The organism is Bacillus sp. NEAU-CP5, assembly GCF_026420705.1.
Classification (GTDB): domain Bacteria; phylum Bacillota; class Bacilli; order Bacillales; family Bacillaceae; genus Bacillus; species Bacillus velezensis.
In genome coordinates, this window is the sequence record NZ_JAPMOV010000002.1 from 434,666 (window position 1) to 447,395 (window position 12,730).

A 12,730-nucleotide genomic window follows, 5' to 3' on the forward strand; every position below is an offset into this window, starting at 1 on the left:
CCAATAATAGTGGTATATCTTTGTTTTTCTAGCATTTTCTAGGTTTTTCGACTAAAAATTAAGTTTGACAAATCAGGAAACGTGAATTTGTCGAAAAATCTTCATGTCTTATTTTACATGAATCCCGGAAAGAAGTGAAGAACGCATCACATAAAAAAACTGCCGGATCATCCGGCAGTCAGCTTGCTTTGTCTTTCCCGTAAACATCAACACCCGCTTCAGACAGCATCCATTCGATATGAACGCCGTAGCCGCTTGTCGGATCATTGACAAATACGTGGGTTACGGCTCCGACGACCTTTCCGTTCTGGATGATCGGGCTTCCGCTCATCCCCTGAACGATTCCGCCGGTTCTTTTCAGCAGTTTCGGATCTGTCACTTTCAACACCATTCCCTTTGTCGCCGGGAATTTTTGCGGTGTGGTGCTGACGATTTCAATATCAAATTTCTCTACTTTATCGTTTTCAATAACCGTCAGCATTTGCGCAGGTCCTTTTTTTACTTCATTTGACAAAGCAATCGGAAGCGCTTTGTCGGAAATGTTGTTTTTAATCGACTGATGCAGTGTCCCGAAAATGCCGAACGGGCTGTTGCGGTTAATATCGCCGATCGTTTTCCGTTCTGACGAAAACCTTGCCAGTTTTTCGCCGGGATTGCCGCCTTTTCCTTTTTCAATCGATGTTACAGTTGAACGGACGATTTCTCCGTCTTCTACAACAATCGGTTTTTTTGTATCCATATCAGAGATGACGTGGCCCAATGCGCCGTATTTTTTTGTTTTTGGTTCAAAAAATGTCATGGTGCCGATGCCGGCTGCCGAATCGCGGATATAAAGGCCGATTCGATATTTCCCCTCGGCTTCGTCCTTTGTCGGAATCAGCTTTGTTTTGATTTTTTGCTTATCGCGTTTCACCAATAAATCCAAAGATTCACCGGTTTTGCCCGCTTTTTGAATAAACGGGGCGATGTCGCTCATTTTTTCAATTTTATGTCCGTTCATTTTAATAATGATGTCGCCAGATTCAATTCCCGCTTGTTCTCCCGGAGACTTTTTCCCATCCTTTGTCATCACCTGGTGAAAGCCGACGACCAAAACACCGACTGAATGCAGTTTTACACCGATGGACTGTCCGCCCGGAATGACCTTCAATTCTGGAAGGACACGCACTTTTGTTTTTTTAATGGGAAACCCGGCAAGATCATATACTACTTCTGACCGGCCTTGTGTTTGCCCTGTTATGTTTGCATGGCCGTACTCTTCTTTCAGCGTAAAGGCTTCTGATAATTCGCCCTTTTCAGCGCTTATTGATGCATTGACCGGAACGGCCTGTGTCTGGTTTTCAAAGACGCTCATTTCTGACGGTATCAGTAAATATTCTTTAAATGGCTTAAAAAAGCCTACACTTAGTAAAGAAACAAGGAGAATTACACCTATTGCTTTCCTCATGTTATCGTGCATTCATTCCTTCACTCTCCTCGCTCCTATCCCACACCACTTTCTTTTTCTGCTACATCTATACTTTTGCCTTCCTGCGCTTGATTTATAACCGGCATACGAAGAAAAACATTGGATACACTGTTAGAGAAATGGAACAAAAAAATAAGCTGCCTGTATCAGCAGCTTATCCTGTCGTTTTTACCTGTCCGGCCTGTTTTAGAAGCTCTTGTGCATGCCGTTTTGTCAGATCGGTCACTTCAACGCCCGCAATCATGCGGCCGATTTCCGCTACCTTGTCCTGTTTGGAAAGCGGCGTGACATGCGTTGTCGTCCGGCCGTCTTTGAATTCTTTTGCGATCAGAAGGTGCGTATCCGCCATGGCGGCAACCTGCGGCAGGTGTGTAATGCAGAGCACCTGTGAACCGGTCGATACTTTATGGATTTTTTCCGCGATGGCTTGGGCAACCCGCCCGCTTACACCGGTGTCCACTTCGTCAAAGATGATGGAGGTGACATCCTGCTGGGAAGAAAAAATACTCTTCATCGCCAGCATCACCCTTGAAAGCTCGCCTCCGGAAGCGACCTTTGACAGCGGTTTTAAAGGCTCACCGGTGTTTGTTGAAATTAAAAACTTCACAAGGTCAATCCCCTTTTGGGTAAGCTGCACAGGCTGCCCGTTAACAACCGGTGCTTCACTGGCTGACGGATCAGTTTTCACGAGAAATTCCGTATCAAACGTTGATTTGCCCATATACAGACTTTTTAATTCCTGATGAATCGCTTCTGCCAGTTTCTTAGCCCAAGCTTTTCTGATTTTTGATAAATTGGCGGCTTCTACGGCCACATCTTTGCCGACCGACTCCAATTCCCTCTTCAGCGCTTCAAGGTGGCTGTCGCGGTTCTCGATTTGATCGATTTCCTCTTCTATTTTGGAGCCGTATTCCAAAATGTCTTCTACCGTCGCTCCGTATTTGCGCTTCAGCTGTTTGATCTCATTTAAACGGGTTTCAATAAAATTCAGCCGTTCCGGGTCATATTCCAGATCATCTAACAGATTGCGCATCTGAAAGGTTGCATCCTCCAGCAGATAATAAGAACTTGACACACTTTCTGACAGCTTTTGCAGCGGTTCATTGATATCCGAAATATCTTCAAGCTGGGCAGAGGCCATTCCGACCCAGTCAAGCCCCCCCTGCTCGCTGCGGAGCGCATTATAGGCGTTTTGCAATGATTCATAAATTTTTTCAAAGTTGGATATCTGCTTCCGCTCTTCCTGAAGAAGGTCGTCTTCATTCAATTCAAGCTTCGCCGACTCGATTTCTTCAAGCTGAAATTGAATCAGGTCTAACCGATGCGCCATTTCCTGCTCGCTTTCTGACAGCTTCTTCACTTTTTTGAGCAGCTTCATATAACGCTCATAGCCTTCATGGTAAGCCTGAAGCGCGGATTCGGCCTCAGCGCCCGCAAACCTGTCCAAAAGCTCCAAGTGTTTGTCATCTTCCATTAACAGCTGGTTATCATGCTGTCCGTGAATATCTAATAAAAGTCTGCCGATTTCCCTTAAAGCCGCAATCGTCACTAATTTTCCGTTGACACGGCAGACGCTTTTTCCTCCGGCATTGATGTCCCTTCTCATGACAATCATGTCATCAGATGCGTCTATTCCCTGCTCACGGCATACATCAAAAACGGGATGACCGCTGTCCAAAAGAAACAGTCCTTCAAGCTCGGCCTTTGTTTCACCGTAACGGACAAATTCAGACGAGCCGCGGCCGCCGACTAATAAGGAAACGGCGTCTATAATAATTGACTTGCCGGCCCCTGTTTCTCCCGTCAGGACGGTGAGCCCCCGTTCAAACGAAATCGTCAGTTCCTCTATAATGGCAAAGTTTTTTATTGATAGTTCAGCTAACAAACAGCATTCCACCTTTTATCTGATAATTACGCTACAGCAGCTCCAAAAGACGGCTTTGAACGCCCTCCGTATCTTCAGGCGTCCTGCAGATGATTAAGATCGTGTCATCTCCGCAGATCGTGCCCATGATTTCTTCCCATTCGAGATTATCCATCAGAGCGCCGATTGCCTGAGCATTCCCCGGCATCGTTTTTAATACGATCATATGGCTTGCTGAGTCAATTTTTACGAACGCATCCATTAATGAACGCTTCAGTTTTGACAGCGGATTGAACCGCTGATCCGCCGGCAGGCTGTATTTGTAGGAGCCGTTGTTCGTCGGCACCTTTACGAGATGCAGCTCTTTAATGTCTCTGGAGACAGTCGCCTGAGTTACCTTATATCCTTCTTCTCTCAGCATGTCAACTAAGTCATCCTGCGTTTCAATCTCATGGCTTGTAATAAGCTCTCTGATTTTTATATGCCTTTGGCCTTTTGTCATGTAAGCACCTCTGTTTTCAAGCTGTTCTTGTCATTATGTTAACCGCTTCTTGATAAAAAGTACATGATGGCAGAAAAAAGGAATAATAGCCCCCTATTATTCCGGTACATCTGTCTTTTTGGCTTTTAATGTTTCATGTGCTTCGCGGACGGTACGGAGAATGTCTTCTTCCGGCAGTTCAGCGCCGTTTCCGTCTTCTCCGCCCCATTCCAAATGAAGCAGAAACTCAATATTGCCGTCTCCCCCTGTAATCGGTGAGAAGGACAGTCCTTTCACTGTATATCCTTCAGAAGCGGCAAATTGATTCATGCGGCGGAGAACGTCAGTATGAACGCCGGGATCTCTGACAATGCCTTTTTTTCCGACGGATTCCCGTCCGGCTTCAAATTGCGGCTTTACCAGTGCAATACAATCGCTCCCCGGTACAAGCAGCGTTTTTAAAACCGGCAGAATGAGGCGGAGTGAGATGAAAGAAACATCGATTGTCGCAAATTCCGGCAAACCCTCTGTGAAATCGGAAGGCTCGGAATAGCGGAAATTCGTCCGTTCCATGACGACGACCCTCTCGTCCTGTCTGAGCTTCCAAGCAAGCTGATTATAGCCGACATCCACTGCGTAGGACCGCTCGGCTCCGTTTTGGAGGGCGCAATCCGTGAATCCCCCTGTAGACGAGCCGATGTCAATCATCGTTTTGCCTTTTACCGAGACAGGAAACACTTCCAAGGCTTTTTCAAGCTTTAATCCGCCTCTGCTGACGTATTTAAGAGGGTTTCCTTTTACCGTTAACGGAAGATCCCGGGCGATTTTTTCACCCGGTTTGTCCAATCGGTTTTCATTTGAGTATACGATGCCCGCCATAATGGCGCGTTTCGCTTTTTCCCGCGTTTCCGCAAGGCCTTTTTCTACAAGAAGTACATCTAATCGTTCTTTTTTTGCTGTCATGATCCAATTCCTTTATGTGTCTTCGGGGGCATCAGCAGTTTTATCCGGTTCATAACCTCAGCCTTCGTGAGACCGATTTCTTCAAGCAGGGCGGTTACGCTGCCGTGCTCAATAAACCGGTCTGGGATGCCCATTCTGTCAATCGGTGTATGATACATGCCGAGGTCATGAGCGAATTCGAGAATCGTGCTGCCGAATCCGCCTTCAAGCACGGCTTCTTCTATCGTTAAAATCGGCAGACCATCATTAAGAATGGCCTTCATCATTTGTTGATCAATCGGTTTTATGAACCGCGCATTCACGACACGCACGGACAGGCCTTCTTTTTGCAGTTCTTCAGCCGCTTCCAGCGCCATTTCAATGGTCGTACCGAATGTTAAAATGACCGCGTCTTTTCCGGGACGGAGCACTTCCCATGTTCCGATCGGAATGGTTTTCAGCTCTTTATCCATCTTTACGCCGAGTCCGTTTCCGCGCGGGAAGCGCATCGCAATCGGACCTTCCTCGTAGGAAAGGGCTGTATTGACCATATGGCGGCCTTCATTTTCATCCTTCGGCATCATTAAAACGAGGTTCGGTATATGCCGCAAAAAGGCGATGTCAAAAACGCCTTGATGCGTTTCCCCGTCAGCGCCGACCAAACCGGCGCGGTCAATGCCGATAAATACATTCGCGTTTTGACGGCAGATGTCATGGACGACCTGATCGTACGCCCGCTGCAAAAAGGTCGAATAAATCGCAAGAAACGGCTTCATGCCTTGGAGCGCCATTCCAGCCGCCATCGTCGCCGCATGCTGTTCTGCGATTCCGACATCAAACATGCGTTCAGGGAATTCTTTCGCAAATCCTTCCAGTTTAGAGCCGACCGGCATAGCCGGTGTAATCGCGACAATTCTGTCATCCTCACGCGCCAGCTCCTGCACGGTGCCGCTGACAAGTCCGCTCCATGAAGGCGCCGCGGCTTTCGGCTTGACGAAATCACCCGTATTGATTTTGTACGGCCCCGTTCCGTGCCATGTGCCGATTGTGTCGGTCTCAGCCGGTTTATAGCCTTTGCCCTTTTTCGTAATGACATGTAAAAGGACAGGGCCTTTCGTTTTTTTGGCGTATTGCAGGTTTTCAAACAGTTCGTGGTAAGAATGACCGTCAACCGGGCCTAAATACGTAAAGCCCAGCTCTTCAAAAAACATGCCTGACACCAGCATATATTTTAAGCTGTCTTTTATACGTTCAGCTGTGGCGGCCAATTTTCCGCCGACGGCCGGGATGCGCTTAAATAAATATTCAAGCTCGTCTTTTACCCATTGATATTTGCCAGCCGTGCGAAGCCGTCCCAGCATAGAATGAATCGCCCCGACGTTCGGCGCAATGCTCATCTCATTATCATTCAGGATGACGATCATGTCTTTTTTCTCATCACCGATATGGTTCAGCGCTTCAAGCGCCATTCCTCCGGTTAAAGCGCCGTCTCCGATAATCGGGATGATATATTCTTTCGATCCTTTAATATCACGGGCGGCAGCCATTCCCATCGCGCCTGAGAGCGAGGTTGAGCTGTGGCCTGTTTCCCATACGTCATGTTCGCTTTCGCTGCGTTTCGGGAAACCGCAAAGCCCTTTATATTGGCGCAAGGTTTCAAACTCCTTGCCGCGTCCGGTTAACAGTTTATGAACATAGGACTGATGTCCGACATCCCATAAAAATTTATCTTTCGGACTGTCAAATTCTTTGTGAAGCGCAATTGTCAGCTCGACAACCCCGAGGTTCGGCCCAATATGGCCGCCAGAGGCAGACAGCGATGTGATGAGGAAATTGCGGATCTCCTCACTCAGCTCTTCCAGCTGTTCAATTGACATCTTTTTAAGAAATGACGGGTCCTGTATTGATAAAAGATCCAAAGCGGATCAACTCACTTTCAGCATGAATTTCTGCAAATTAAACAGTGTCTTTTTGAAAAAAGAAAAAGACTCCCTTTGTATTTTCATCGAAACTGCTTACATTTTACCATAGGAGCGGCAGCCCCTTCAAATCAGGACCGTTTTTAATGATCTCTCGCCGCGATTAAATCACAGAGGTCATGCAGCAATTCCTTCTGAAGAGAAAGGCCGCTGATGATCTGTTTCGCCTCACTGATATGATACGCAAGCTTCTCTTTCGCGCCTTCAAGTGTTAAAAGCGACGGATACGTTGATTTTTCGTTCGACGTGTCTGAGCCGACCGGTTTGCCGATCTTCTCCTCATGACCTTCAATATCAAGGATGTCGTCTCTGATTTGAAACCCGATGCCGATATGGCTGCTGAACAGACGGAGCTTTTCGACTTCATCCTCCGGCGCATCTGCCAAAATGGCGCCCGCCATCACGGAAAAACCGAGGAGCTTGGCCGTTTTCCGCTCGTGGATGGATTCCAGCTCCTCAAGCGTTACCTGCTTTTGTTCCGCTTCCATGTCGGCAGCCTGCCCGCCGACCATTCCTTCCGTTCCCGCTGCACTGATCAGCTCATCGACGAGACGAAGCCGTTTTTCTGCTGAAACCGCCTCAGACACATGAGATGTGATCAATTTAAAGCTTTCTGTCAGAAGCCCGTCTCCGGCCAATACGGCCGCCGCTTCTCCGAAGACTTTATGGTTTGTGGGCTTTCCCCGGCGCAGATCATCATCGTCCATGCAAGGAAGATCATCATGGATTAAGGAATACGTATGAATCATTTCGACAGCGCATCCGACCGGAATCCCGTCCTTTTCATCTTTTCCGTAAGCATTCAGAACGGCTAAGACGACGAGGGGGCGCAGCCTCTTACCGCCCGCTTCCAAAGAATACAGCATAGATTTTTTGAGGGTTTCCGGCATCGCAAGCCGTTCTGTATACAAAGAAAGCTGCTGTTCAATCAGTTGTTTGCGCGATGCTAAAAATGCGTCCAGTTTATTTGTCACCTTCGTCTTCCTCCTGAACGCTGAAAGGTGCAAGTTCTCCGTTATCTTTTAAAATAAAGTCCATTTGCTTTTCGACATGCTGAAGCTTTTCATGGCACATTTTTGAAAGGGCCATCCCTTCCTGAAAATAATTAATCGCCTGCTCCAGCGGCACGTCTCCTTCTTCAAGCTTTGCCACAATGCCTTCAAGGCCTTTCATCGCCTCTTCAAATGTCAGCTCTTCACTTTTTTTGGTTTCTGTCATTTTCGTTCGCCTCTCTTTTGCAATACTTCACACGTCAGAACGCCGTCTGTCATCTTTACTTCTAGCGTATCATTTTGTTCCACTTGATCAACGCTTTTGATCAGCTCTTTGTCTTTATAGGCCAGACTGTATCCTCTCTCCATCACCTGAAGGGGACTTAATGCATTCAGTTTACCAAGAACCGTCTGAAACTGCGAATGAAGCTGCTTCAGCTGGACATTCATGCTTCGGGCGAGCTGATTTGAGCGCTCCTCGTACCGTTTTTTCGCCTGTTTCAGCTGGGTTTCAGGGTGGAGCGCCGTTAATCTGTACGTATTCCGCTCCAGCTGCCTTTGTTTCATGTCCGTAAGCCCTGTGAGCTGTGATTGGAACTGCTGATACAAAAGGTCAAACTGCTGTTCTTTTTGGGTATACAATCGTTTCGGAAAACGGAACGCGTAGGATGACTGGAGCGATTGAACCCGTTCTTTTTTCTTGCTGATATGCTGCTGCATCGCTCTTGTCAGGCGGACTTCCGCCGTTTTTGTCCGTTCCATTAAGTCCGTCGTGTGGGGGACGGCGATTTCTGCCGCTCCTGTCGGCGTTGCCGCCCGGATATCCGCGACGAAATCACTGATTGTAAAATCTGTTTCATGTCCGACGGCTGATATAATCGGAATGGCGGAAGCAAAAATCGCCCGGGCCACGATTTCTTCGTTAAATGCCCACAATTCTTCGATCGAACCCCCTCCCCTTCCGACGATCAGGACGTCACACATTTTTTGTGCATTGGCTTCTTCAATGCGCTTCACAATCGATCTGCTGGCATTTTCACCTTGAACGAGCGCGGGAAGCACAATGACTTTCACAAGGGGGTATCTTCTTTTGAGTGTGGTAATGACGTCTCTGACGGCTGCTCCCGTCGGTGACGTGACGACCCCGATCGTGGCCGGAAAAGCGGGGATGGCCTGCTTATGCCGGTCATCAAACAACCCTTCGCCGGCAAGTTTTTTCTTTAATTCTTCATATGCTAAGTAGAGCGCCCCCACACCGTCCGGCTGCATTTCTTTCGCGTACAGCTGATAGCTTCCGCTCGGTTCATAGACGGAGATGCCGCCTCTTACGATGACCTTCATTCCGTCTTCGGGCTTAAACGCAAGCCTCGAACTTTGCCTCTGAAACATGACGGCCTGCATGCGGGCATGCTCATCTTTTAATGTAAAATAGATGTGGCCTCTCGTATGGATTTTAACATTGGAGAGCTCACCCTTAATCCAAATGTCTTCAAGATGAGGGTCCACATCGAATTTTCGTTTAATGTATTTGGTAAGCGCGGAAACCGTGACATATGCCGCTTCACTCACATCCTGCACTCCTTTCATAAAGGCTTTTTGCCCTAAACTAAGAAAACCCGCTCTGGCTGAAAGGAGCCTTAAGAAGCGGGTATCGTGCTCATTGTCACACTTTTTGTGACTGTCTCCGGTTATCTATGATAACGTACGTCTGGCAGATTTAACAGTATTATGCGCAAGCATTGTGATGGTCATCGGACCTACTCCGCCCGGCACCGGCGTAATGAAAGATGCTTTTTCTTTCGCTTCATCAAACTGAACGTCTCCGCAGAGTTTTCCGCTTTCGAGACGGTTGACGCCGACATCAATGACAATGGCGCCCTCTTTGATTTGATCAGCTTTGATGAAGTTCGCTTTACCGACCGCTACCACAAGAATATCTGCTTTTTTCGTATGCTCAGACATATTTTTCGTGCGGGAATGGCAATATGTGACGGTCGCGTTTTCGTTCAGCAGCAGCTGGCCGACCGGTTTACCGACAATATTGCTTCGTCCGACTACAACAACTTCTTTGCCGGAAAGATCTACGTTCGTCTTTTTTAATAACTCGACAATTCCGTGCGGCGTGCATGGAAGAAATGTATCTTCGCCAAGCAGCATTTTCCCGACGTTGAGAGGGTGGAAACCGTCAACATCCTTATCAGGGGAGATCCGCTCGATTACGGCTTTTTCAGAAATATGATCCGGGAGCGGCAGCTGGACGAGAATGCCGTGGAATTCCGGATTTTGATTATACTGATCAATCACTGTTAAAAGCTCCGCCTCGGTTAAGCTTGAGTCAAAGCGGTCAAGCTTAAATTTCATTCCCATTGTTTCAGCGGCTTTTTTCTTGCCTGTCACATATGAAACAGAAGCGGGATCGTCTCCGATTAAAATGACCGCCAATCCAGGCACTACGCCTTGTGCTTTCAGCTCTTCTACTTCTTTTGCCAATTGTTCGCGTTTTTCTTTAGCCGTTTCTTTTCCGTCGATGATTGTTGCAGTCATTTTCTTTCCTCCTATGATTCGATATCAGTTTTAATGTTAGAAAGAACCCCGTTTACGAATTTTGCAGCTTTATCGTCGCCGAACCGTTTTGCCAGCTCGATCGCTTCGTTTAATGACACGTTAGCAGGAATGTCGTCAGAATAAACCATTTCATACACCGCCAGACGCAGGATCGCGCGGTCTACGTTTGCAATCCGGTCAAGCTTCCAATTGACGAGATGGCCGGAAATCATTTCATCAAGCTGAACCTGATGTTCGATCACTCCGTACACCAGCTGTTCAAAGAAGGCATCTGTTTTTTCACCATCAAGCGCGTGCTCAATGGCATCGTTCGGTGCAATATCGCTGACATCAATCTGAAAAAGTGCCTGCAAAGCTTTTTCTCTAGCTGTTCTTCTTTTCATTTTCTTTCTCCTTCAGATCCGCTTTATCCGCTTGTCGTTAAGCTTAAAGAGATCATAACATATTTTTTTCTCAATCGCATGTCGAAATTTAGGTTTTTTCACCCTAATGCCGAATATTTTCACAAACCTTATTAATTTCATTCGGATTTCACAGCATGAAGAAACTCGGCTGCCGTTTGTAAGCCGGCTTTCTTCATGCCTGAAATGACGGGAAACGTATAAAAAACCAAAGGGCTGCCCATCCCCTTGGTTTTTATACGCTCATTACATTTCTTCGTCGATTTCGACTTCTTGGGCTTTCGTGTCAAATTGAATGCCGACGATATGAATATTGATTTCATTAATGGTCAGAGACGTCATGTTTAATAAGGTTTGGCGGATATTCTCCTGAACGCTTGCCGCCACTTTCGGGATCGAGATCCCGAATTGAACGACGCAATAGACGTCGATGGTAATCCCGTCATCGGCTAAATCGACCTTTACGCCTTTGCCGTGATTGATTTTGCCGAAGCGTTCTACGACGCCCGTGGCGAAATTGCCGCGCATTTCAGCAACTCCTTCAACTTCGGAAGAGGCGATGCCGGCAATGACTTCAATGACTTCAGGAGCAATTTCAACCTTGCCTAAATGAGCCTCATCATGATCCATTTTAAGCACACTGTTGTCTTCCATTCAATTCACCTCCCGCAAAAATTATGAGCCCATTACATCATATGTTTCTAAAAACTTTGTATTAAACTCTCCGCTGACAAATGTTTCGTGTTCAAGCAGTTTCAAATGGAACGGAATCGTCGTTTCAATACCTTCAATCACGAATTCGCTCAGCGCGCGTTTCATCCGTGCGACTGCCTCATCACGCGTTGTTCCGTATGTGATGACTTTAGCAATCATACTGTCATAGTACGGCGGGATCGAGTAGCCGGGATATGCGGCTGAATCCACGCGTACACCGAGTCCGCCCGGCGGCAGGTACATGTTAATTTTACCGGGTGAAGGCATGAAGTTTTTCGCAGGATTTTCAGCGTTGATGCGGCATTCAATCGCCCAGCCGTTAAATTCAACGTCTTCCTGTCTGAGCGAAAGCTCCTGTCCGGATGCCACTTTGATCTGTTCTTTGATCAGATCCGTTCCCGTCACCATTTCTGTGACAGGGTGCTCTACTTGAATACGCGTGTTCATTTCCATGAAGTAGTAGCGCTGTTCTCTGTAGTCATAAATGAATTCTACTGTGCCGGCTCCCGTGTAACCGACGGCCTTCGCTGCTTTTACCGCTGCTTCACCCATCTGCTCCCTGATTTCAGAATCAAGCGCAGGTGACGGTGACTCTTCAAGAAGTTTTTGCAGACGTCTTTGGATAGAACAGTCACGCTCTCCGAGATGGATCGTGTTTCCGTAATTATCCGCAAGCACCTGAATTTCAACATGGCGGAAATCTTCTATGTACTTCTCGATGTACACACCCGGATTTCCGAATGCCGTAGCGGCTTCCTGCTGGGTAATCTCAATGCCTTTGATCAGTTCTTCTTCTGTGCGTGCGACCCGGATGCCTTTTCCGCCTCCGCCCGCAGTGGCTTTTATAATGACAGGATACCCAATTTCACCTGCAAGCGAAACCGCTTCTTCTGTATTTTTTATGATTCCTTTTGAACCGGGCACAATCGGCACGCCCGCCAGCTGCATCGTGTCGCGCGCGATATCTTTTGTTCCCATTTTTGAAATGGCGTCAGCCGTAGGGCCGACAAACGTTACGTTTAATTCCTCGCACAGCTCGGCAAAGTCGGCGTTTTCAGCTAAAAATCCGTATCCCGGATGAATCGCATCCGTGCCGGTCAGCTTTGCGACGCTGACGATGTTCGTTACATTTAAATAGCTTTCTTTCGATGTTTTCGGCCCGATACAAAAAGCCTCATCGGCCATTTGGACATGCAGGGCGTCTTTATCTGCCTCAGAATAAACGGCTACAGTTTCAATGCCCATCTCTTTGCAGGCCCGGATGATTCTGACGGCGATTTCTCCTCGGTTGGCGATCAATAGCTTTTTAATCATAATAGCAGGT

The 12,730-nt window shown here is 47.4% G+C and carries 12 protein-coding genes; all 12 read right to left on the reverse strand.

The genetic code is table 11. The features are described 5' to 3' along the window. Positions 1 to 178: 178 nt before the first annotated feature. Complete coding sequence (gene spoIVB / locus OTK50_RS07205; RefSeq protein WP_224223668.1) at positions 179 to 1,459, reverse strand: SpoIVB peptidase; 1,281 nt, start codon at positions 1,457 to 1,459, stop codon at positions 179 to 181. Between the two features lie 163 nt (positions 1,460 to 1,622). After that, positions 1,623 to 3,353, reverse strand: a complete 1,731-nt coding sequence (recN, locus tag OTK50_RS07210; protein WP_224223669.1) for a DNA repair protein RecN — start codon at positions 3,351 to 3,353, stop codon at positions 1,623 to 1,625. Between the two features lie 31 nt (positions 3,354 to 3,384). Continuing rightward, a complete protein-coding gene (ahrC, locus tag OTK50_RS07215; RefSeq protein ID WP_003153173.1) occupies positions 3,385 to 3,834 on the reverse strand; it encodes a transcriptional regulator AhrC/ArgR in 450 nt (149 codons plus the stop codon). Positions 3,835 to 3,930: 96 nt separating this feature from the next. After that, the gene (locus OTK50_RS07220) at positions 3,931 to 4,776 is read right to left on the reverse strand and encodes a TlyA family RNA methyltransferase (RefSeq protein ID WP_007612503.1); all 846 of its coding nucleotides are present in this window, start codon (positions 4,774 to 4,776) and stop codon (positions 3,931 to 3,933) included. Continuing rightward, the gene (gene dxs, locus OTK50_RS07225; protein WP_044802571.1) at positions 4,773 to 6,674 is read right to left on the reverse strand and encodes a 1-deoxy-D-xylulose-5-phosphate synthase; all 1,902 of its coding nucleotides are present in this window, start codon (positions 6,672 to 6,674) and stop codon (positions 4,773 to 4,775) included. Before dxs ends, OTK50_RS07220 begins: the two co-directional genes overlap by 4 nt. Before the next feature lie 143 nt (positions 6,675 to 6,817). Beyond that, positions 6,818 to 7,708 carry a polyprenyl synthetase family protein gene (locus OTK50_RS07230; RefSeq protein ID WP_224223670.1) on the reverse strand — a complete coding sequence of 297 codons (891 nt, stop codon included), beginning with the start codon at positions 7,706 to 7,708 and terminating at the stop codon, positions 6,818 to 6,820. Next, positions 7,698 to 7,952, reverse strand: coding sequence for an exodeoxyribonuclease VII small subunit (locus OTK50_RS07235; protein ID WP_007408352.1), 255 nt, complete (start codon positions 7,950 to 7,952; stop codon positions 7,698 to 7,700). The genes OTK50_RS07230 and OTK50_RS07235 overlap by 11 nt, the downstream gene beginning before the upstream one ends. Further along, on the reverse strand, positions 7,949 to 9,295 hold the full coding sequence (gene xseA, locus OTK50_RS07240) for an exodeoxyribonuclease VII large subunit (RefSeq protein ID WP_015388015.1): 1,347 nt from the start codon (positions 9,293 to 9,295) through the stop codon (positions 7,949 to 7,951). The genes OTK50_RS07235 and xseA overlap by 4 nt, the downstream gene beginning before the upstream one ends. A 123-nt stretch (positions 9,296 to 9,418) precedes the next feature. Next, positions 9,419 to 10,270, reverse strand: coding sequence for a bifunctional methylenetetrahydrofolate dehydrogenase/methenyltetrahydrofolate cyclohydrolase FolD (gene folD, locus OTK50_RS07245; protein WP_007408350.1), 852 nt, complete (start codon positions 10,268 to 10,270; stop codon positions 9,419 to 9,421). A gap of 11 nt (positions 10,271 to 10,281) precedes the next feature. Then, positions 10,282 to 10,674, reverse strand: coding sequence for a transcription antitermination factor NusB (nusB, locus tag OTK50_RS07250; protein ID WP_007408349.1), 393 nt, complete (start codon positions 10,672 to 10,674; stop codon positions 10,282 to 10,284). 264 nt (positions 10,675 to 10,938) lie between these two features. Next, the gene (locus OTK50_RS07255; RefSeq protein ID WP_224223671.1) at positions 10,939 to 11,346 is read right to left on the reverse strand and encodes an Asp23/Gls24 family envelope stress response protein; all 408 of its coding nucleotides are present in this window, start codon (positions 11,344 to 11,346) and stop codon (positions 10,939 to 10,941) included. A 21-nt stretch (positions 11,347 to 11,367) separates the two neighbouring features. After that, complete coding sequence (accC, locus tag OTK50_RS07260) at positions 11,368 to 12,720, reverse strand: acetyl-CoA carboxylase biotin carboxylase subunit (protein WP_007612508.1); 1,353 nt, start codon at positions 12,718 to 12,720, stop codon at positions 11,368 to 11,370. Positions 12,721 to 12,730: the final 10 nt, after the last annotated feature.